General features: G+C 66.7%; 19 protein-coding genes and 2 pseudogenes. 8 read left to right on the top strand and 13 right to left on the bottom strand.

Annotation, left to right across the window (positions count from 1 at the left end; all coding sequences use genetic code 11):
* Positions 1–51: 51 nt before the first annotated feature.
* Positions 52–576, bottom strand: a complete 525-nt coding sequence (locus OH809_RS24115) for a hypothetical protein (protein ID WP_406420444.1) — start codon at positions 574–576, stop codon at positions 52–54.
* Between the two features lie 117 nt (positions 577–693).
* Here OH809_RS24115 and OH809_RS24110 point away from each other — a divergent pair, with 117 nt between their 5' ends.
* Positions 694–1,029: a YnfA family protein gene (locus OH809_RS24110; protein WP_406420445.1), complete on the top strand. Its 336-nt coding sequence runs from the start codon at positions 694–696 to the stop codon at positions 1,027–1,029.
* 260 nt (positions 1,030–1,289) lie between these two features.
* The gene (locus OH809_RS24105) at positions 1,290–2,048 is read left to right on the top strand and encodes an SDR family NAD(P)-dependent oxidoreductase (protein ID WP_398957185.1); all 759 of its coding nucleotides are present in this window, start codon (positions 1,290–1,292) and stop codon (positions 2,046–2,048) included.
* A gap of 79 nt (positions 2,049–2,127) precedes the next feature.
* On the opposite strand, the pseudogene OH809_RS24100 reads toward OH809_RS24105, so the two are convergent.
* Positions 2,128–2,517, bottom strand: a pseudogene (locus OH809_RS24100) (RtcB family protein); the annotation flags it as partial.
* A 47-nt stretch (positions 2,518–2,564) separates the two neighbouring features.
* Here OH809_RS24100 and OH809_RS24095 point away from each other — a divergent pair.
* Positions 2,565–4,160, top strand: coding sequence for a recombinase family protein (locus tag OH809_RS24095; RefSeq protein ID WP_406420446.1), 1,596 nt, complete (start codon positions 2,565–2,567; stop codon positions 4,158–4,160).
* Here OH809_RS24095 and OH809_RS24090 read toward each other — a convergent pair.
* Complete coding sequence (locus OH809_RS24090; RefSeq protein WP_406420447.1) at positions 4,153–4,356, bottom strand: hypothetical protein; 204 nt, start codon at positions 4,354–4,356, stop codon at positions 4,153–4,155. The two genes, OH809_RS24095 and OH809_RS24090, sit on opposite strands and share 8 nt — an antisense overlap.
* Positions 4,353–5,345 (bottom strand): annotated as a pseudogene (locus OH809_RS24085) (replication initiator); the annotation flags it as partial. The pseudogene OH809_RS24085 and the gene OH809_RS24090, both read right to left, overlap by 4 nt.
* A gap of 393 nt (positions 5,346–5,738) precedes the next feature.
* Between OH809_RS24085 and OH809_RS24080 the strand changes: the two are divergent.
* Complete coding sequence (locus OH809_RS24080) at positions 5,739–7,430, top strand: hypothetical protein (RefSeq protein WP_406420448.1); 1,692 nt, start codon at positions 5,739–5,741, stop codon at positions 7,428–7,430.
* A gap of 62 nt (positions 7,431–7,492) precedes the next feature.
* On the opposite strand, the gene OH809_RS24075 is transcribed toward OH809_RS24080, so the two are convergent.
* From OH809_RS24075 to OH809_RS24040, 8 genes are all read right to left on the bottom strand, one after another.
* Positions 7,493–7,690: a hypothetical protein gene (locus OH809_RS24075; RefSeq protein ID WP_406515512.1), complete on the bottom strand. Its 198-nt coding sequence runs from the start codon at positions 7,688–7,690 to the stop codon at positions 7,493–7,495.
* A gap of 562 nt (positions 7,691–8,252) precedes the next feature.
* Entirely contained in the window at positions 8,253–9,065 is an 813-nt protein-coding gene (locus tag OH809_RS24070) for a restriction endonuclease (protein ID WP_406420449.1), read from the bottom strand.
* A 102-nt stretch (positions 9,066–9,167) separates the two neighbouring features.
* Positions 9,168–9,710: a hypothetical protein gene (locus OH809_RS24065; RefSeq protein ID WP_406420450.1), complete on the bottom strand. Its 543-nt coding sequence runs from the start codon at positions 9,708–9,710 to the stop codon at positions 9,168–9,170.
* A 13-nt stretch (positions 9,711–9,723) separates the two neighbouring features.
* Entirely contained in the window at positions 9,724–10,131 is a 408-nt protein-coding gene (locus OH809_RS24060; RefSeq protein WP_406420451.1) for a PIN domain-containing protein, read from the bottom strand.
* Between the two features lie 531 nt (positions 10,132–10,662).
* Positions 10,663–11,391 (bottom strand): hypothetical protein, encoded by a 729-nt coding sequence (locus OH809_RS24055; RefSeq protein WP_406420452.1) that lies wholly within the window; start codon positions 11,389–11,391, stop codon positions 10,663–10,665.
* A gap of 30 nt (positions 11,392–11,421) precedes the next feature.
* A complete protein-coding gene (locus tag OH809_RS24050; RefSeq protein ID WP_406420453.1) occupies positions 11,422–11,916 on the bottom strand; it encodes a DUF4240 domain-containing protein in 495 nt (164 codons plus the stop codon).
* Between the two features lie 121 nt (positions 11,917–12,037).
* Positions 12,038–12,622, bottom strand: coding sequence for a hypothetical protein (locus OH809_RS24045; RefSeq protein WP_406420454.1), 585 nt, complete (start codon positions 12,620–12,622; stop codon positions 12,038–12,040).
* A gap of 137 nt (positions 12,623–12,759) precedes the next feature.
* Complete coding sequence (locus OH809_RS24040) at positions 12,760–14,016, bottom strand: RtcB family protein (protein WP_406420455.1); 1,257 nt, start codon at positions 14,014–14,016, stop codon at positions 12,760–12,762.
* Positions 14,017–14,185: 169 nt separating this feature from the next.
* On the opposite strand from OH809_RS24040, the gene OH809_RS24035 reads away from it, so the two are divergent.
* The 3 genes from OH809_RS24035 to OH809_RS24025 all read left to right on the top strand — a co-directional run bounded on the left by OH809_RS24035 (position 14,186) and on the right by OH809_RS24025 (position 17,549).
* Positions 14,186–14,986: a DUF3558 domain-containing protein gene (locus OH809_RS24035; protein ID WP_406515511.1), complete on the top strand. Its 801-nt coding sequence runs from the start codon at positions 14,186–14,188 to the stop codon at positions 14,984–14,986.
* Positions 14,987–15,139: 153 nt separating this feature from the next.
* Entirely contained in the window at positions 15,140–15,994 is an 855-nt protein-coding gene (locus OH809_RS24030) for a DUF3558 family protein (protein WP_406420456.1), read from the top strand.
* Positions 15,995–16,193: 199 nt separating this feature from the next.
* Positions 16,194–17,549 carry a DUF2637 domain-containing protein gene (locus tag OH809_RS24025; RefSeq protein WP_406420457.1) on the top strand — a complete coding sequence of 452 codons (1,356 nt, stop codon included), beginning with the start codon at positions 16,194–16,196 and terminating at the stop codon, positions 17,547–17,549.
* A gap of 101 nt (positions 17,550–17,650) precedes the next feature.
* Here OH809_RS24025 and lysS read toward each other — a convergent pair whose 3' ends face one another.
* Positions 17,651–19,414, bottom strand: a complete 1,764-nt coding sequence (gene lysS / locus OH809_RS24020; protein ID WP_406420458.1) for a lysine--tRNA ligase — start codon at positions 19,412–19,414, stop codon at positions 17,651–17,653.
* Between the two features lie 157 nt (positions 19,415–19,571).
* Here lysS and argS point away from each other — a divergent pair, with 157 nt between their 5' ends.
* Positions 19,572–21,344 (top strand): arginine--tRNA ligase, encoded by a 1,773-nt coding sequence (gene argS, locus OH809_RS24015; protein WP_406420459.1) that lies wholly within the window; start codon positions 19,572–19,574, stop codon positions 21,342–21,344.
* The last annotated feature ends 23 nt before the right edge of the window (positions 21,345–21,367 follow it).

The following is a 21,367-nucleotide window of genomic DNA, read 5'->3' as shown; positions in this document are numbered from 1 at the left end:
GTCCACTGCGCCCGCGGCCCCCACGGCACCGGCCCCTCGCGCCACCAGAGGTCAGAAGACGTACTCGTCACCGGTGGCTGGCGCCAGCACCTCATGCCGGTTGTTGCCGGGGTTCCGGTCGGTCGCACCACCGTTCCAGACGGTGTCGATCCGTACGACCACCTCGTTCGGCCGCCTCGCCAGTTGCAGCTCGAGCGCGAGCTGGCGGCCCGCCCACTCGTCCGTCCGTAGCGGACCCGTCCGGCACAGTACGGTTCGGGCGCTCGCCTGCAGACACTCGACCGGCATCTCCTGCCGGCCGCTGAGGGGCACCGAGAAGCGGAACCGTACGGTCACGCTCGCCAGACTCGACGGACCGTGGTTCTCGCTGTGCAGCCAGACCCCGAGCCCCCTTCCCCACAGCGAGACATGCCCGTGGTGCGAGACGTCCGCCTCCCGCGCCACCCGCCGGTCCACCGGCACGGGCACGGGCCCCGTCGCGACCGCCTGTCCAGCCCCCCATGCCCCTGACGACACCGTTGCCGCCATCGCCGCCGCGGCGGAAACCGCCAGCCGAGCCTTACGCGTCACTACCATGCCCCGAAGATACCGATCGCCCCGAATTATCCGTATTTACACACCGGTTCCGCGCTCCACTCCACCCGCTTGCCCCACCCATCCGAACCCACCCGGCCCGCATGAAACGCTGCTCCCATGGTCGTCGCACGCTCTGTCGCACTCTTCGCCGTTGCCGCGCTCTTCGAGATCGGCGGTGCCTGGCTCGTCTGGCAGGGCGTGCGGGAACACCGGGGCTGGATCTGGATCGGCGCCGGAGTCATCGCCCTGGGCGCGTACGGCTTCGTCGCCACGCTGCAGCCGGACGGTGAGTTCGGCCGCATCCTCGCCGCGTACGGCGGTGTCTTCGTCGCGGGCTCGATCGCCTGGGGCATGGTCGCCGACGGCTACCGCCCCGACCGCTGGGACGTCACCGGCGCGCTGATCTGCCTGGCCGGCATGGCCGTGATCATGTACGCCCCGCGCAACCACTGAGAAACAGCACCCCACCGGCCACGTCGGCACCCACCACCGACCGACGGCCGACCACGCCGACAGCCCACCGATCCGGCGCCGACCGCCGACCCCGCCGACACCCGCCGGACTCCGGCGGCGCCGCTCTCCCCGCCCCCCGGCCGCCTCTCAGGAAACGCGGCCCGCCCGACGCCCCGTACAGCGCGGCCGCCGGCCGGAACCTCGCGCCGCCTGCCTATCCTGACCCCGTACCGATCAGCTGTCCGAGGAGTCGAGTCCGCATGGCCGCCACCCCCATCGCCGTCATCACCGGAGCGAGCAGCGGCATCGGCGCCGCGACCGCCCGGCAGCTGGCCGCCGCCGGCTACCGCGTCGTCCTGACCGCCCGCCGCAAGGACCGCATCGAGGCGCTCGCCGCCGAGATCAACGAGGCGGGCCACGAGGCCACGGCGTACGCCCTGGACGTCACGGACCGCGAGGCGGTCGACGCTTTCGCCACCGCCTTCCGCTCTCTCGCCGTCCTCGTCAACAACGCGGGCGGCGCGCTCGGCGCGGACCCGGTCGCCACCGGCGACCCGGCCGACTGGCGCCAGATGTACGAGACGAACGTCATCGGCACGCTCAACGTCACCCAGGCCCTGCTCCCCGCCCTCACTGCGGGCGGCGACGGCACGATCGTGATCCTTTCCTCGACGGCGGGCCTGTCCACGTACGAGGGCGGCGGTGGCTACGTGGCCGCCAAGCACGGCGAACACGTCCTCGCCGAGACCCTCCGCCTGGAGATCGTCGGCACCCCGGTCCGCGTCATCGAGGTCGCCCCCGGCATGGTCAAGACGGAGGAGTTCGCCACCACCCGCTTCCGCGGCGACACCGAGAAGGCCGCCAAGGTCTACGCCGGCGTCGACGCCCCCCTCACCGCCGACGACGTGGCCGACACGATCACCTGGGCCGTCACCCGCCCCAGCCACGTCAACATCGACCTCCTGGTGGTCCGCCCCCGCGCCCAGGCGTCCAACACCAAGGTCCACCGCACGCTCTGAAGCCATCGGCCCGCACGGAAGAGCCCCGGACCACCACCACAGGGTCCGGGGCTCGTCTTCGTAGCGGCGTCAAGGGCACTCAGCCCTTCACGCACACCACCTGCTTCAGCTTCGCGACGACCTCCACCAGGTCCCGCTGCCGCTCGATGACCTGCTCGATCGGCTTGTACGCACCCGGGATCTCGTCCACGACGCCGGAGTCCTTACGGCACTCCACACCCCGCGTCTGCTCCTCCAGGTCCCGCGTCGAGAAGCGCCGCTTGGCCGCGTTGCGGCTCATCTTCCGGCCGGCACCGTGCGAGGCCGAGTTGAACGACTTCGCGTTCCCGAGCCCCTTCACGATGTACGAGCCGGTGCCCATCGACCCCGGAATGATGCCGAAGTCACCCGAACCGGCACGGATCGCGCCCTTGCGGGTGACCAGCAGATCCATGCCCTCGTACCGCTCCTCCGACACATAGTTGTGATGTCAGGAAAGCTGCTAATTTCGTATGAACCGCAGCAAGGAGGGGAACTTTGACGCTGGTTGACCAACAGCCGAAGAAGAAGCTGACTGCCGCCGAGGTGGAGCGCTTGATCGAGCGGCTCCGGGGAGTGCCGACCGGCGCCCCGAGCCTCGAAGAGGCGTTGGCCCTACGCGCGGAGGGTTGGCATCTGCTCTTGGCCTACTGCCGGATCTCCGACGACGCACACAAGCGCGACGGTCACGGCGTGGAGGACCAAACACGGCACTGTGGACGCATTGCGGGGCACGTGCGTGGGGTCGTGATCCACCACTACATCGACAACGACAAGTCAGCGTCGAAGGCGAACGTCGTCCGGGACGACTTCGACAAGATGATCGAAGCACTCGAACGAGGCACCACGGAACACGGCTACCCAGTCGATGGCGTGGTGTGCGTGGCGGATGACCGGCTCTACCGGGGCGCACACGCCTACGAGCGTTTCGTGGACTCGTTCACAGGCCACCCCGACCGCGTCTATGCGGACGACACTGGCCGCCACGACCTCTACGGCGACGGAGCCGAGTACCGCGGACTGCTCGGCGTTGCCGCGTCCCGATCAGAGACCAAGAAGAAGAAGCGTCGGGCACGGCTGAACCACCTTGCCCGCGCGGAGCGGGGCGAGCCGGTATCGGGTCGCCGCCCGTTCGGCTGGAACAACGACAAGCTGACCCTGCGCCCCGAAGAGTCCAAGGTTGTCCGCCAAGGAGTCACGGACTTGCTCGCAGGCAAGAGCATCACCACTGTGACGTGGAATTTCGTCCAGTCCGGGCTCACAACCACGATGGGCAACAGCTGGCAGCTTCAGACGGTCAAGCAGATCTTGCGCAACCCGCGCATCTGCGGTTACCGGAAGTTGAAAGGCGAGCTGGTGACCGACGCCGAGGGCAACCCGGTTGTCGGCAAGTGGGAACCGATTGTCACGCCCAAGGAGTGGTACGCCGTCACGGCGCTGCTGGAGAAGAACCGCAGCGCGGGTGGCTGGGACGGCTCCGGCGACAGCAAGCGGACTCCGCGCAAGTACTTGCTGACCGGGCTCCTGCGGTGCGGGAAGAAGCTGGAAGACGGACGGACCTGCAATGCGAAGATGCACGGCGCCCCCGCCCGGAAGACGCACAAGTACCGTTGCCGGTCTGTGCTGGACGGGGGCTGCGACAAGCTGAGCCGTCAGGGCCCAGCCATCGACAAGCTGATAACTCAACTCGTGTTCGCCAAGCTGGAGAAGCGCAACGCGGAGCGTGAGCCGGTTGAAGAGACGTGGGCCGACGAGCCGAAGCTTGAGGCAGCCCAGCGCAGGAAGACCGCGCTGGAGGAGCAGTGGCACGCTGAGGAGATCAGCGACTCGACGTTCTTCTCCCTCCTGAAGAAGGAGGGGGCGGAGATCAAGCGTCTCTCCAATGAGCGTAAGGCGTGGGCGGCGCGTCAGGAGACCCGGAAGCACGAGGTCACGGATGTACGGGCTCAGTGGAAGGACATGGACCTACAGCAGAAGCGCACCGTCATCTTCAGCGCGCTGGAGGCTGTGATCGTCCTGCCCGGCGTGAAGGGATCGCACAGGTTCGACCCCGACACCATCGTCCCCGTGTGGAAGGAAGAGGACGCTAGCTGAACTTGACGCCGAGGACATGGCCCATCGCGTTCCACTTCTCGGCGCTCCACTCGGGCGACTTGTCCAGCCACTTGGCGATCCAGGCGCGTTCTTCCTCGGTTATCTCTGCCTCGGTTTCCACCGGGGCACCCGTCGTCTCCACGCAAAGGATGTTCGCCTCGGTCAGGGAGGGCATGGGCTCTGCAACGGTGGTCACTGCCACACCTCTCCTTCTGTCTTGGCGCATTCGGCTTGGTCGCGTGCTTGAGCAATGTCATGGCGGGTTTGTGCGGCGAGGAGTTCTTCGCCGGGGCGGTAGCCGGAGGCGAGGTAGGCCCAGGAGGCTTCGGTGACGAGGGTGGTTTTCTCGTCGGGAGCGGAGTGGCCGGCGCGGGTGCGGGCTTGCTCTGCTTGTGCGGTGCGCCAGGCACGGCGTACGTCGCGGAGTGCGCCGAGGGTGGTGGAGTAGCAGCGGGATTTGGTGGAGAAGTGGCCCCGGAAGCCGGGCATGTGGGCCCATTTCCAGAGCTTGAGGTGAGCGAATTCGGGCAGGTGGCCGAGGGCCCAGACGCTGCGGATCATCTGGCGGACGTGCTGCTGTACGCGGAGGTCTTTGATGGGTTCGGCTTGTCCGGTGCCGTCGCAGTCGGTGCACAGGTCACGGAAGCCGTCCGGGCCGCGTACATGGCCACGTCCGCCGCAGGGGTGGCAGATCAGGGACCGGTCGACGGTGCCGGAGCCCTCGGCGCTCTTGGTTGCGTACTTGGCGACGTAGGCAGCGACCTTTTGGTCAGTGAGTTCGCCATCCCCGAGGGCGGTGATTTCGCGTACGTCGATGCGGTCGCCCCAGGCGATCTCGCGTTCGCCGATCGCGTCGGATTCCACGGTGAGCACGGCGCGCCGGGCGGCGGCGTGTACGGCGTGGTTGAGGGCGTCGGTGGTGGCCCAGGCGGGGGGCTCGGTGGTGTGGCCGTCGGGTCCGTCGAAGCGGATCACGGCGTGGAAGTGGACCAGGCCGCGCTTCCGGTATTCGGCGACCTTGGCGAACGAGACGCGCAGCGCGGCGTTCAGTGCCTTCTGTGTCATGCCGAGGTGGGCGGCGAGGGCGCGGCGGAGGTAGGTGGTGAAGCGTGCCCATAGAGCACCGGCGTGTGCGTTCCACAGGACCGCGCCGGTGTAGTCGTAGGTGGCCGGGTTGAGGAGAGTGTCTGCCCCTTTGGTGGGACCGATTCACGGTGACGGATGCCTTCGGCCGATGCGGCGCCCGCGGCCCCCAAGCGCCGTGGCTACCGCCGTCGCGCTCGCCGAATCGTCCGGCCAATACTGGGTGGTCAACTCTCTCGGGCGTCGAATCCGGGCAACGGCGAGCCCCTGTTTCGGCAGGAACGGCACCGCATCCAGCCGCTCCAGGCCGCCCCGCCCGCGGGCGGCGAGTTCCTGGGCCGCATAATCGCTCGCGTGAGCGACCTGCCCGTTCCCTTGCCGCCCGGATCTGCACCTGCGGGTGCTCCTGCCTGGCTGTCCCACGATGCCTTCCGCTGGGCAAATCCCAGGTTGTCGCGCTGGGCACAGCCCCGGTGGCCGGTACTGACGCTGCTGATGACCCTGATCGCGGCGATGATTCTGGAGCCGGAGCAGCGCTGCACGGTGGCGGCCCCTTGCGGGCCGGACTGGGTGGGCATGATCCAGGTGGGACTGGCCGTGGTGCAGCTGTTGTGGTACGTCCGGCTGCCGGAACTCACTCTCGTGTCGGGACCGGTGCTGGCGGTCATCGTGGCGGTGGAGGAGTTCCCCCTGCCCGATACCGCTTCCGACGCCGCCAACGCCGCCGTGATCGCGGCACTCGCCTTCGGGTGGGCCGCATCCTGGCAGCGGCTCGCTCTTCGGCGACGGCAGCGGCGCCTCGCCGAGCAGGCGGCCGCCGGGGTGCAGCACCCGCTCCCCGGCGGCATGGGCCCGCTGCGGCGGGGGATTGTTCCCATCGTTGCCGGGCTGGTGCTGTGCGCCGTGGCGGGCGTGGCGGTCGACCAGGGCCTGCGGGGCATTCACGAGGACGAGCAGTGGGCCGCGAAGGCGGTGTCGGTATCGGCCGTCGTCCTCGGCCAGGGCGAGGAAACGCTGCGCGTGCGCACCTCGGACGGCTCGAAGCGCACCGTTGACGCCGTCTTCCCCGAGGACTACGACACCGGCAGCGTCGTGACGCTCCTGTCGGACGGTAACTGGATCCGCCTGGCCGCCGAGCCGTACGACGCCTTCGGCTGGCAACTGCTCACCCTGGCCGCCGGGGTGCCGGGGCTGGCCTTCCTCGCCGCGGGTGTCCTGGCCCGCCGCCGGGCCGCCGCGCTGCGCCGGGCGCCCGTTCCCTTGCTGCGGGTACTGAAACGCCTGGACCACAACGGTGACACCTGGATCTACGCCGCCGACGACACCGCCGGCCGTACGCCGCTGCTGCGCTGCCTGGCCTACCCGGTCATCGATGACGAGGCCGGTGAGTTCGGCCCCTCTGATGGCGAGGACGAGGATCGGCCCATCGTCGACACCCAGCTGCGGGAGGCAGTGCTGTACGGCCCACCTTATGACGCAGGCGAGTTGCTGATCGTCGCCGCCGCCCAGGGCGGGGTCCCGGTGGTCCTGCTCACGGCTGGTCCGGTGCGGTTGCCGACGGGCGATCAGAGGCCGGAGCTCGAATGGCCTGTGGGGGATGCCGTTGAGCAGGATCCAGTGCTGGTGGGCCGGATCGCGGCGTCGATGCAGCCGGTCGCCCGTCCGATGCGCTGGGGGCCGAGCGTGTTCACCCGGTGCGCGGCGCTGCTCGGCGCAGTAATCGCTGCGGCGGTGATCAAGTTCATCCTGGACGAGGTGAGGGCGGGCACGCTGGGGTGGCATGTCCTGCCCCTGCTCGGACTGGCGTTTGCGCCGGGATCGCTGGCGACCTTCCTCAACTGGCGTATCACCGCAGACCGTTCGGGGCTGTGGCTGGCCGGAGCGTACAAGGTGCGGTATCTGGCCTGGGAAGAGCTGCGCGCGGCCGTCTACACCAGCGGCGGCGTTCTCGAGATACGCCGCGCCGACGGGAAGACCTGGGCACCGTCCCTGGGCTGGCCCTGGATGGAACGCCGCCTTGGCCTGCGTCCGTCATACCTGAGAGCCGCGGCGGAGATCTCCGCCATGCACGCCCACCCCGAGCTCCGCCCCACCGAGGAGAGCCCGGCGCGCGCCCACGGCCTCCCGCTCGGCCCGTTGTTGGCGGTGCTCTACGCCCTGTGGGCGGCCGCTCTCCTCATCCTGTGACCGCGGCTGTCAGCCCGGACTGTGCCGGACTCGTGGTTGGAGCCGACCACCACAGCCGCCGGCTACGCCCCGCCCGTCCCGGGATGCGCCACGACAGGCGTGGCAAGCGCGCACAGCGCCGCCAGACGGTGACCTGCACGCGCGAAGGCCCACCAGAGGACGGGCGGGTTCTCGTGCCTCACGTCGTCGAGGTCGGTGACCTCCACGCGCCGGATCACGTTGGTGGAGCAGAGGGAGATCTTGACGATTCCCCGCGACAACGGCCACCGGCTGCGCCGTCAGCAACATGATCACTCGGCACGAGCCCCAGACTCTACCCGATCAAGATCAACTAATCGAACGACGTTGCGCATTGGCCCTAGGTGTGTACCTAGAAAAGCTACAGACTGCACTGAATGAGGGGATGCCAGACGAAGTCAAGCTCGAATACAATCCTGAATCGTCGCCGGTATCTAGGACTTATTCCAATTCAAGGGACATTCTTGTTCTTGATCTACGCTGCCTTTATCGCGGCCGGTGGAATCACGTATAACTTGGCGCGTCATGAGATCGCGGCTCAAGTGTTCTATTGGACAAGTGTTGTGCTGGGTTCCATGTCATTGATCCTAGCCGCAGTTGATGCGCTTCGTTCAGAACGAGTGGCGGCGAGACTCATCGGAATTCCCGTTGAGAAAGTCGCGGGATCGGGTGACCCGCTCGGTCTGCGATAGGCAAAGGGAAGGAAAGCCAAAGAATGGCTTACTCATTGATCGGGCGAGAGTATATTCTGTCTACGACCACTCGTTCCCGCATTCTCCAGCCTGTCAGAGGGGTTATCTGCGTCTACGCATCTTTAGGCTGGCGAATTTTGGCCAGTAGTTCGGTAATTTCTTGAGACTGTAGTTCTCTCCAGTCCTTGACTTGCCTCTGGGGTGATTCCATCTGATCGTAAATTCGCTCGCACGTGGCAACGGTCTCTTCGGTGATATAAAGCAAGCCCGGCCATGCGTTGACGCTGATGGGAGCTTCGTCATCCAAAGCCCAATAGAATACGGGCCAACGATTGAACCGTGCGGCGTTCAAAGCCTCTTTCATCTGCGACAGGCACGCCAAGAGGTGAGACGTAGCTGCACTATGGCCTGCTGGCAGATCCAAAAAGCCGGATGGCCCAATATATTGGGCGACTCGCTTATCCCGCTCTTCCTGCGACAAGTCCCAAATGGAATGAAACTTGTTCTCAAGCAGGGTGATTCGCTCTTGTAGGTCCCTCACCTTAATGGATGCTAGCTCATCTGCCGTATTCTGACGAAAATCGACTAGGCTCGTCAGGGTGAGGTTGGTGTTGCCTGCCGCGCGTATCGCCCCAGCCTGGAATCCATTCTCAGCAAATACAAGACCCCGATCTGCCCCTACATCAGCGACAATCGCCGAGAACGTAAGGACTCGCTCTTTTGGTACGGCCCGTTTCCACTTCTTGCACTCGACTACCCACAGTTGGGTAATGCCTGCCGCTGTGATTCGCGCGGTCACGTCAATATCATGTGTGCCCCTAACGCCTGTGACTTTCTCTTCAACCTCTGTGGCGAAACCGAGCTCAGACAGAGCCGCTGCGACTTCATGTTGATACTGTTGCCATTCTGGTCCCTTGTTGTTCAATGCGGCCCTCTTGTGGTAATTGCCTAGTAGTGTTGATTCACATGTACATGTCCGGCCCAGCATCGAACGCACGACATTCGCTGCAACCTACGTAGGATCAGGTCAGGTGTCGAGGAAATCCCATTCCTCGCCAAGCACCCAGCGCAGCGCCGAAAGCTTCCCGTGCATAAATCCCCATTCCCAATCATTGACGGGTGGGAGTCCCTCCTCTCCGTATTTATCCTCGATGCTTTTCCTTGCTGAGGCGATCCGTTGCTTCAGAGATTCCGATGATTCGGAGTCTATCTGTCCGTCTTCGGTATCCCTCATCAAGCTTCGCCCATACCAAATCTTATCGAAATACTCCTGTTCGGCGGCAGTAATGTCAGACAGGGACCGATTCTCTGTTGCGTTTTGGATGAACTCCACTTCCTCGGTCTCGTCGAAATAATCACTCCCTAGCTTTTCGCCCAGGACTGCAATGAGCCCGTCGACGTCATATGCATAGTGGGAGTTCTCGCACTTGAATATATCTGCAATGTCTGGATGCGGCTGTCGGCGGTCACCTTTGGGGGCCGAGAAGTCGGTGTAGTTTGAGGTTGCGAAGACGTATTGGTCTTGCAGGCTTCCGGCCTTAACGGCGGACGCGTACTGTTCGATGATCAACGCGTCTGCGACGCTATTCTTGCTCTCGGCCTCGCCTTACAACCGCTGCGTATTCAAAATCACTCGGCTGCAAAGCTGACCCAGCCCGCAGCAGGTCAGAAATCTCCGAAAAGTTTTGAAGAGAACGTGTACTGACGTATGGGATTTGATGAGCCATTTCTGCGATCCACTGTTGAGCTGCATCATCCCCATAATCCTGCAAATCCTGCCGTAGAAGCCTGAAACGCTCGCGTACGCTGCTCGATGTAGCTGCCTCTGCACGAGGTCGATTGCGCTCGAATTCGTCCAGAATTACGGATGGGGTCAGGATTTCTAGCTTTTTTTGGAAAAATAGAACCCTTAAAGGCACGATGATCTGCCGGCCATCCCGGCGCTTCGCCATGTTCAGCCAGACCGATGTATCGATGATGAGACGCAGCATAGACGGATGGTACGGAATGCCTGACGCTTCGGTGGGGTTTTTGGCGATTGAGCAGGAACGGTGGTAGGGCCGTTATGTTCGAGGATCGCGCCAAAGTGGCTGCCGTTAGCTGTGGAGCCGTCCCCGCCAGACCCGACGGACCTTGTCTGGCATCAGGTGCGGCTGGAGTCGGGCGGAGCCTGGAGCGCAGGCCCGGCCAGGAGGCTGGCACGGGCGCAGACACTCGGCGGTGGTGCCATAGTTCAGATTTGACGGCAGTTCTGACGGCAACGACGGCAGACAGACGCACATAGTGGCTAACTATGACCGATCGAGCTTAGGGGCCGCCAGCTGCTCGATCCGCGTCTTGCCCGATCCTACGGATCAGAAGGTTGCAGGTTCGAGCTCTGCCGAGTGCGCAGCGACTCTGAGAACGGCAGCGTCCCCTTCCGGCCGCTGGCCGCCGAGCGTGGCAGGCCATCGAGGGGCCGTGGACCGCGCACAAGGTGCGATGTCCACGGCTTCTTCCTGCTGGCTACAACTAGGTTCACTTCACGGTGAGTTCGCTGCGGAGTATTCATCCGCCACATTGAAGACGCTGCCGCACTCCCCGCACTCTGCGCAGCCGAAGAGGTGGGTGATCCCGCGCGCGAGCTTGTCCTGGGCGTCCCGCACGGCCGTCACGTACATCCGTCTACCCACGCCGCGCAGCTGGTCCAGGCCGATGGGCCGGAGCGGCAAGCGGTGCACGTCCCCTCTGTGCCAATCACGGATAGAGGAGTAGTGACCGTAGTCCCCGATGGCCACAGTGACACTCGAAGCGCAGTGCGGGCAGCCAACCTCGTAGAAGTCATCGGTGAAGTCACCGATGACTTCGCTCCACAGGGGATGACCTTCGAGAGCAAGCAGCACACTGAAGAGCCCCAGGTAGCCGTCCGGGCGACCCACGAGGCGTTCGTCCGCAAGCCTCCGCAGATCCTCGACTGCTGCCGAGCACGACAGGATGATGCCGTCCGCCCCATGGCTCTGGAGCGAGCCGCGCATGATGGTGCCGGCCAGGACGAGTGCCCGACCGCTGTCATCGCTCTGGCCGTGTCGAGCCACCTCGGCCAACCGCGGTATCGCTGCGAAGCCCGCAGAGCAAGCTGTCCCCTGGTGGCAGAGACGCCCCCAGAGCTCACGCCACACTTCCTCGTCTGCTCCCGCGCCCAAACGGTCGAGAAGCTCAGGGATCCTTTCCGCAGAGCCGTAGGCATCGCCAAGCCGCGACCAGTCCGTCATGCCGTGATTCAACCAGGGTGACCGGCCACTTCAGTCGGTGCGTTCGGGAAGGTAGAGCGCGGCAAGCTGGGGCAGACGTCGCCGCATCTGCAGAGGGTCGCTGAAGTCGAAGTCCTCCCCCATATCGGCCGGGGACTCTTGGATGCCACGCGAGGCCCGGTACTGGTCCCACGCCTCGTAGAAGTCGTCCACGTCCCCGCCTGTGCGCCGCTCGAACGCATCGCATGCCGCAGTTCCCGCTTCCTCCGAGAACACCACGCCCTCGCCATACTTCCCCACGCCAGCCCTGACGTCCGGGTGGACAGCGAGACTGTCCGGCGAGCTGATCGCTCTCTCGTACCAAACACGACCGAGTGCGATCAGCCCGGCTCGGAAGTCCATGAAACTGTCATCGGAACATCCACTGCCTATGAGGTACGCCGCAGCCCAGACGTCCCAGCGGCAGACGGCACCATCAAGGGCATCGAACCGCTCCTGAAACGCCAGGATCTGCTCCGCCGACCTTGCTGCCAGCCGTTCCGCCAACGCCTAGGCGAACGGCCGATCGTCACTACGCGCCGACTCGATGAAGCTCCAGAACTCATCCACGTCCATGGCGCGCCATGCTGGCACCAGGGTCCGACAATCACCCATGCCTGGCCAAGACTCAGGTGTTGGCGGCCCCATAGTGCAGGACCTCGCCCTGCGGCAGCAGGTACCCGATGTCCCGCTCCTCCGGCAACCTGCCCTCCATCGCCGATGCGTCGGTGCAGCCCGAGACTTCGAAGCCGATGACGCCCAGGCTGAAGGGCGCGCGCTTGAAGGTCTCGGTCCCGATGGCGGCAAGCCAGTCATCCATGTCGGCGGACCTGAAGAACGGCCGACCGTCCCAGTACGCGATGCCCGCCTTCTCCAGCGCTCCTACGGGCACGTAGAAGTCCAGCCAGTCGCTGCTTTCATCCCCGCCGCGGATCACCAGGCAACCGCACACGGCCAGCTGGCCCGTCGGCAGGCGGACCTGGCCGTGAAGGTGACCGTACTCGGACAGGGAGGCAACCGTGCACGGTACGGGATCCTGCTCCTGAGGCTCACGGTCGCTGTTTCCAAAGCATCCCTGTACGTCTGCTACGGACCACAGAGCGCTCAGGACTGCCTGTATCTGGGCGTCATCGGCTGATCCAACCTCGATGGCCAGCTCGTAGTAGCCGTTGGACCAGTTGGTCTGGTCACGGAAGGAGGCGGGATTCGACATGAGCGAAATCATCAGGCACGGCCCAGTCCTCTGGCAGCCGCATTTCGGGGCTCTGCTGAGCCCATCGAGACGACGCGTCAGTCAACAAGCCCCGGACGCAGAGTCCGGGGCCTGTCGATCACATGGAGTGCTGGAAGTCAGCCCTTCACACAGATGACCTGCTTCAGCTTCGCGACGACCCGCACCAGGTCCTTCTGCTGATCAATGACCTGGCTGATGGGCTTGTACGCGGCCGGGATCTCGTCCACGACGCCGGAGTCCTTACGGCACTCCACCCCCCGCGTCTGCTCCTCCAGATCCTTCGTGGAGAACTGCCGCTTCGCCGCGTTCCGGCTCATCCTTCGACCGGCACCGTGCGAGGCAGAGTTGAACGACTTGGGGTTGCCCAGGCCGCGGACGATGTACGACTCGCTACCCATGGAACCGGGGATGATCCCCCACTCCCCCGAGCCCGCGCTGATGGCTCCCTTGCGGGTGACCAGCAGATCCACCCCCTCGTACCGCTCTTCGCTGACATAGTTGTGGTGGCAGCTGATCACGCCAGGGCGGTACTCGACGGTTCTCATCTGGCCTTCGGCATCTTCCTGCTGGTAGGAGATGACCGGTTCGAAGGTGACCCGGGCCTTCTTGAACTCCTTGCGGACGACGTCCTGGAAGAGCCCCATCATGATCGCGCGGTTGTGCTTCGCGTACTCCTGGGCCCAGAACAGGTCGTTCCGGTACGCCGCCATCTGCGGGGTGTCCGAAATGAAGACCGCCAGGTCACGGTCGCTCAGGCCCTGGTTGTGCGTCAGCTTCTGCGCCACCCCGATGTGGTACTCGGCGAGCTCCTTGCCGATGTTCCGGGACCCGGAGTGCAGCATCAGCCACACCGAACCCGACTCGTCGAGACAGAACTCGATGAAGTGGTTTCCGGATCCAAGCGTTCCCATCTGCTTGGTGGCACGTTCATGACGGAACTTGACCGCATCCGCAATCCCGTCGAACCGTCCCCAGAAGTCGTCCCAGCCCGCGGTCGGGAAGCCGTGCAGCCGGCCGGGGTCCACGACGTCGCCATGCATGCCCCGGCCCACCGGAATGGCCTGCTCGATCTTCGACCGGAGCCTCGACAGGTCGCCCGGAAGGTCATTGGCCGTCAGGGAGGTCTTCACCGCGGACATGCCGCACCCGATGTCCACTCCCACTGCCGCCGGGCAGACCGCACCACTCATCGCGATCACCGAACCGACGGTCGCACCCTTGCCGTAATGCACGTCGGGCATGACGGCCAGCCCCTTGATCCAGGGCAGCGTGGCAACGTTCCGCAGCTGCTGCATCGCACCGTCCTCGACCGAAGCCGGGTCGGCCCACATGCGGATGGGGACCTTCGCCCCCGGTACCTCTACGTACGACATAGCTCCTCGATTCCCCCGGAAAGTCTGAAAGCGCAAAACCGGTGCCAAGGTCGGCAAAAGAGTCGGCCGACCGGCAATCACAGCGGCGCGTGCGATACACATTGTGTCCACCGGCCGCCATCGAGCGGCAACTTCTTTTCGCTCGAAGGGAGCCCGGACCGTGCGACGAATGGCGTACGTACCCGGCGTCGTACTCCTCGCAGTGCTGACCGCCGGCTGCACCGGTGGCACCGGTACCGAAGGCCCCGCCGCCGACAGCAAACCCGGCAGCCCGAGCATCGCCGCCGCTCCGCCGGGCAAATACCGCACGCTTCCCGAGCCCTGTCGCTCCATCACGCGATCCACGCTGAAGGACCTGCTTCCGGGCATCGCCGAACTGCCGGAGGACCAGCAGGAGAAGGCGTACACGGGCACGGCCGCCGTCACCTATGACACCGACCGCCGGGTCGGCTGCCAGTGGAAGTCGGAGGCCGCGGCCTCGTCCCGTTCCGTCGTGCTCGACTTCGAGCGCGTCGTCTCGTACGACACCTCGGTGAGTGACGAGGACCGCGCCCGCGAGGTGTACGGGAAGAAGGAGACCGCGGCCCACCTGCCGTCCGGCACCTTCGCCCCCGACGACGCGGAGAAGGTGACGGACTCCCCGTCGGACTCCCCGTCGGACTCCCCGTCGGACTCCCCCTCCGGCTCGGCACAGGACACCGGCGGCGACGCAGGCGCGGGCTCCGAGGACCTCCGTCCGCGCACCCTCGACAGCCTCGGAGATGCCGCATTTCTGGACGATCTGCTCACTCGGGCAGGATCCAGCGCACAACACCGCACGGTGAGCGTGGTATTCCGCACATCGAACGTCATCGTGACCGTCCGGTACGCCGAGCAGCCCGCCCTCGCGAGCCAGGTCCCGGACAGCAAGGAACTGCAGGAGAAGGCCCAGGCACTGGCCCGGAAGCTGGTCGACAAGTTCAGCGAATAGCCCGCCGCCGGGCGCCCCCGACCCGCACCGCGCCGGCCGGCGGAGCGTCCGGCCGAGGCGGCATCCGGTCGCCGTCCGTCGTACCGTGGCCCTCCGGAACACCTGCCCGAGCACCATGCCACCCGCCCGTCGCGCCACCCGAGTGAAGGAACCATGCACCGATCAGCCCCGCGACTCACCCGCATACTCGCCTGCGCCGCCGTTCCGGTGATGCTCGTCGTCGCCGGCTGCTCGTCGGACTCCGGCAGCAAGGAGAAGTCGGCCTCGCCCTCGGCCTCCGCTCCGAGCGCACAGAAGACGGAGGCGACGGTCGAGCCGGCGAAGTTCGCCGAGCTGCCCGACCCGTGCAACGCGATCTCCGCGAAGACGATCACCTCGCTGGTGCCCAAGGCCAAGAGCAAGGCCGGTACGCCGGCCCGGTCCAGCGACACCTCGGCGCGCGCCGGCTGTTCCTGGAACGGCCTCGACGACAACGGCGTCAATGGCTCGCAGTACCGCTGGCTCGACGTCGGCTTCACCCGCTTCGAATCGGACCAGGCGCTCGGCAGCGGCGCCGAGCGCGCCCAGGAGGACCTCGCGAACCAGGTCGCCAAGACCAAGGCGACCGAGGGCGCCGAGAAGGTCGTCGAAGCCCCCGTCAGCGGTATCGGCGACCAGGCCACCCTGCTCACGTACGACCTCACCAAGACAAAAGAGGACTTCAAGTACGCGACGGTCGTGGCCCGTACGGGGAACGTCGTCGTCACCCTGACCTACAACGGCGCGGGTTACGCGGGCGCGCAGACGCCGTCCGGCGACGACATCCTGAAGGGCGCCGAGAAAGCCGCCAAGGAGACCGTCGCGGCGGTCGCCGATGCCAACAGGAAGACGTCGAGCCCGTCCGCGGGCACGTCGAAGTCTCCGACGGCGACGAAGTCCGCGGCGTCCGCGAAGTCCGGGTCGTCCCCGAAGTCGACAAAGTCGGCGGGCTCCCCCAAGTCGACGAAGTCCGCGTCACACACGTCGTAACACCGGACCACCGCCCGCCGGGCATTCCCGCCAGGCCCACGGCAGGTACCCCAACAACCCTGCGCAGAAGCAGTTCCACGAAGCCCGGCCCTCCCCCGAGAGCCGGGCTTCGCCCCTCCCCGCGCACCGCACCCCACGCGCATGTGCCAGGCTGTGCCCGCCAGAAGTCGAAGTCGGGAACGCAGGGAGGGGATCGCGGGTGGCCGCGATGCAGCTGACACGCACGCACCGGATACTCATCGGGGTCGTCGTCGCCGGCGCGGCACTCATCGCCGCGATCGGCTTCGCGGGCTCGTACGCCGCGGTGCGCGCGCTCGCAGAACAGAAGGGCTTCGGGAACTTCTCCCTGGTCTTCCCGATCGGCATCGACGCGGGCATCTGCGTACTGCTGGCGCTGGACCTGCTGCTGACCTGGATGCGGATCCCGTTCCCGCTGCTGCGCCAGACGGCCTGGCTGCTGACCGCCGCGACGATCGCCTTCAACGGCGCCGCGGCCTGGCCGGATCCGCTGGGCGTCGGCATGCACGCGGTGATCCCGGTGCTGTTCGTGGTCGCCGTCGAGGCCGCCCGGCACGCGGTCGGCCGGATCGCCGACCTCACGGCCGACAAGCACATGGAGGGTGTCCGCCTCACCCGCTGGCTGCTCTCCCCGGTCCCGACGTTCAAGCTGTGGCGCCGGATGAAGCTGTGGGAGCTGCGTTCGTACGAGCAGGTCATCAAGCTCGAACAGGACCGGCTGATCTACCAGGCGCGGCTCCAGGCCCGCTTCGGCCGCAACTGGCGCCGCAAGGCGCCGGTCGAGTCCCTGATGCCGCTGCGGCTGGCGAAGTTCGGTGTCCCGCTGGCCGACACCGGCCCGGCCGGGCTGGCCGCAGCGGGCATCGAACCGGCCCTGCTGCCGCCGGCTCCGGCGGCCGTCGAAACGGTGCCCCCTCAGCCCGAGCTGCCGTACGCCGCACAACAACAGCAGTACGCCGAGCCCCGGCAGCACCCGCAGCAGCCCCAACAGCAGTACGCCCACCCCTCCGACCCGGCCGCCGAGGATTGGCCCCCGGAGGGCCCCGGCGCGCACGAGAGCCCCTGGTTCGCGGCGCCGCAGGTCCCGGAGGGCGCGTACGAGGGCGCGTACGACCCCACGTACGTCGAGGGCCTGGAGCCCACCCCGGTCACGGTCCCGTCGGGCCCGGGCGGCCGCACCCGTCCCCTGGGCAACGTGGGCACGATCGGCGCGGTCCCTCACCCCCGCAGCGAGGAACCCCTGCCGAAGCAGCTGGAGCAGCCGCAGGGCCTGCCCCAGGAGGAGCCGCAGCCCCAGCAGGAAGCGGATCCGGCGGAGTGGGCCGAGGCGGAGATCGAGTTCGGCAACATGGCGTACACGGTGTTCTCCGACCTCACGCACGAGCACCAGGTCCATCCGAGCGCCGAGGTCCTCGACATAACGCTCTCGGACGTCCACGGCGTCAGTCACCCGCGCAGCACGGCCCTGCTCCGGCGCCTGGTCCCGGGCTTCAAGCAGCGCTTCGACAACGAGATGGCCGAGAACCACATCGCGTAACCACCTCCGAGTCCGTCCGCCGCACGAGAACGGACCGGGACCGGCAGGACAAAGGGCCGTCACCCGCATCACCGGGTGACGGCCCTCCGTACGACCGACTCCTACGCGCCCAGCAGCTTCCGCACCCGGTCCGCGCCGACGGCCAGCAGCAGCGTGGGCAGCCGCGGACCGGTGTCACGGCCGACCAGGAGCTCGTACAGCAGCACGAAGAACGACCGCTGCGCGGCCTTCAGCTCGGGCGTCGGCTTGGCGTCCGGCTCCAGCCCCGCGAGGGCCTTCGGCACCCCGTAGACGAGCGTCGTGAGCCCGTCCAGCGACCAGTGCGTGTCCAGCCCGTCCAGGAGCAGCCGCAGCGACCGGCGCCCCTGGTCGTCCAGCGAGCCGAGCAGTTCCTTGTCCGGCTCGTTGCGGACGATGGTGCGGGCGTCGGCGGGGACCTGGTTGGTGATCCAGTTCTCCGCGCGGTCGAGGCGCGGCCGTGCCTCGTCGAGCGAGCCGATCGGGTTCTCCGGGTCCAGCTCGCTCAGGATGCGCAGCGTCTGCTCGTCGTGGCCGGCGGTGATGTCGACGACGGACGCGAGCGTGCGGTACGGCAGCGGGCGCGGCGTGCTCGGCAGCTCACCGGCGGCCGTGCCGATGGCACGCGCGTACGCGGCGGCGTCGGCGGGCAGCACGGAGCCGTCGGCGACCTTGCGCGCCAGCGAGTCCCACTCGTCGTACAGCCGCTGGATCTCCTGGTCGAAGGCGATCTTGAAGGACTGGTTGGGCTTGCGGCGCGCGTACAGCCAGCGCAGCAGCGGTGCCTCCATGATCTTCAGCGCGTCGGCCGGGGTCGGTACGCCACCCTTGCTGGAGGACATCTTCGCCATGCCGGAGATGCCGACGAAGGCGTACATCGGGCCGATCGGCTGCACACCGTCGAAGACCTCGCGGACGATCTGGCCGCCGACGACGAACGACGAACCGGGCGAGGAGTGGTCCACGCCGCTGGGCTCGAAGATCACTCCTTCGTATGCCCAGCGCATCGGCCAGTCGACCTTCCAGACCAGCTTGCCGCGGTTGAACTCGCTCAGCCGGACGGTCTCGGCGAAGCCGCAGGCGGTGCAGGTGTAGTTCATCTCGGTCGTGTCGTCGTCGTACGACGTGACCGTGGTCAGGTCCTTCTCGCAGTTGCCGCAGTAGGGCTTGTACGGGAAGTAGCCGGCCGAGCCGCCGCTGCCGTCGTCCTCGCTCGCCGCGCCGGAACCCGCCTCGGCCTCCAGCTCGGCCTCGTCGACCTTCTTCTGCTGCTGCGGCTTCTTGCCGCCCTTGGCGCCTGCCGCCGGGTCCTTCTTCGTGCGGTACCGGTCGAGGACCGCGTCGATGTCGGCGCGGTGCCTCATCGCGTGCAGGATCTGCGCGCGGTACGTCCCCGCCGTGTACTGCTCCGTCTGGCTGATGCCGTCGTACTCGACACCCAGCTCGTCCAGCGCAGCCGTCATCGCGGCCTTGAAGTGCTCCGCCCAGTTCGGGTACGCGGACCCGGCCGGTGCGGGCACGGACGTCAGCGGCTTGCCGATGTGCTCGGCCCACGACTCGTCCACGCCGGGGACGCCGGCCGGAACCTTCCGGTACCGGTCGTAGTCGTCCCACGAGATCAGGTGGCGGACCTCGTACCCGCGGCGGCGGATCTCGTCCGCGACCAGGTGCGGGGTCATGACCTCGCGGAGGTTGCCGAGGTGGATCGGGCCCGACGGGGAGAGGCCGGACGCGACGACGACCGGTTTGCCAGGCGCACGACGCTCCGACTCGGCGATGACATCGTCCGCGAAGCGGGAGACCCAGTCGGCCTCGGTGCTGCTCTGACTCTGAGCCACGGTCTGCACGTCCTTCTCTCTTGTAGGACTCGTAGGAACACCCTTGTGGGACTCGTAGGGGCACCGCCCATTCTCCCAGGTCCCACCGGCAGCGCGAAAACGGCTTTACTCGCCGTGGAATACTGGGTGTGATCCCTTGTACCCCTACGGAAACGGCAGCCATCCCATGGCCTCGGTCAATTCCCTCGCTTCCACGCTCCAGCAGCAGCTCGCGGACGCCCTGACGGCAGCACTGCCGGATGCCGGCACCGCGGACCCGCTGCTGCGTCGAAGCGACCGGGCCGACTTCCAGGCCAACGGGATCCTGGCCCTCGCCAAGAAGCTGAAGGGCAACCCGCGCGAGCTGGCGTCCCAGGTGACGGCCGCGATCCCGGCAGGCGACCTGATCAAGGAGATCGAGGTCTCCGGCCCCGGCTTCCTGAACATCACGCTCAGCGACAAGGCCATCATCGAGACCCTCGCCGAGCGCGCCGCGGACGACGAGGGCCGGCTCGGTGTGCCGTACGCGCAGAACGCCGGCACGACGGTCGTCGACTACGCGCAGCCGAACGTGGCGAAGGAGATGCACGTCGGGCACCTCCGCTCCGCGGTGATCGGTGACGCGATGGTGCAGATCCTGGAGTTCACGGGCGAGACCGTGGTCCGGCGGCACCACATCGGCGACTGGGGCACCCAGTTCGGCATGCTCATCCAGTACCTGATCGAGCACCCGGGCGAACTGAACCACGAGGGCGACGGCGGCGCGGCGGACGGCGAAGCCGCCATGTCCTCCCTGAACCGGCTCTACAAGGCCTCGCGGGCGCTCTTCGACTCCGACGAGGAGTTCAAGGCCCGCTCCCGGGACCGGGTCGTCGCGCTCCAGGCCGGTGACGAGGAGACGCTGGCCATGTGGCAGCGGTTCGTCGACGAGTCGAAGATCTACTTCTACTCGGTCTTCAACAAGCTCGACATGGAGATCCGCGACCCCGACATCGTCGGCGAGTCCGGCTACAACGACATGCTCGAGGAGACCTGCCGGATCCTGGAGGAGACGGGCGTCGCCGTCCGCTCCGAAGGTGCGCTGTGCGTCTTCTTCGACGACGTGAAGGGCCCGGACGGCAACCCGGTCCCGCTGATCGTCAAGAAGACGAACGGCGGCTACGGCTACGCGGCGACCGACCTCTCCGCGATCCGTGACCGGGTCCAGAACCTCAAGGCGAACACCCTGCTGTACGTGGTGGACGCGCGGCAGTCCCTGCACTTCAAGATGGTCTTCGAGACGGCCCGCCGCGCCGGCTGGCTGAACGAGGACGTCAAGGCCGTGCAGCTCGCCTTCGGCACGGTGCTCGGCAAGGACGGCAAGCCGTTCAAGACCCGTGAGGGCGAGACGGTCCGGCTGCAGGACCTGCTGGACGAGGCGATCGACCGGGCGTCCACCGTCGTGCGCGAAAAGGCGAAGGACCTCACCGACGAGGAGATCACCGAGCGCGCCACGCAGGTCGGTATCGGCGCGGTGAAGTACGCGGACCTGTCGACGTCGGCCGCCCGCGACTACAAGTTCGACCTGGACCAGATGGTGTCGCTGACCGGCGACACGAGCGTGTACATCCAGTACGCGCACGCCCGGTCCCGCTCCATCAAGCGCAAGGCGGGCGAGCTGAAGTCCCAGCCGCACCCGGAGCTGGAGCTGGCCCCGGCCGAGCGCGCGCTGGGCCTGCACCTGGACCTGTTCGGCGAGGTCGTGGCCGAGGTCGCCGCCGCGTACGAGCCGCACAAGCTGGCCTCGTACCTCTACCAGCTGTCGTCGCTCTTCACGACGTTCTACGACCAGTGCCCGGTGCTGAAGCCCGAGGTTCCGGGCGATGTGGCCGAGAACCGCCTCTTCCTCTCGGACCTCACCGCCCGCACCCTGCACCAGGGCATGGAGCTGCTCGGCATCAGGACCCCTGAGCGCCTCTGACCCCCGAGCTCCTCCGAGCCCCG

It is taken from the genome of Streptomyces sp. NBC_00873 (genome assembly GCF_045207415.1).
Lineage (GTDB): Bacteria > Actinomycetota > Actinomycetes > Streptomycetales > Streptomycetaceae > Streptomyces.
The sequence above is the reverse complement of the archived record's forward strand: the minus strand, read 5'-3'. Positions and strand labels throughout refer to the sequence as shown.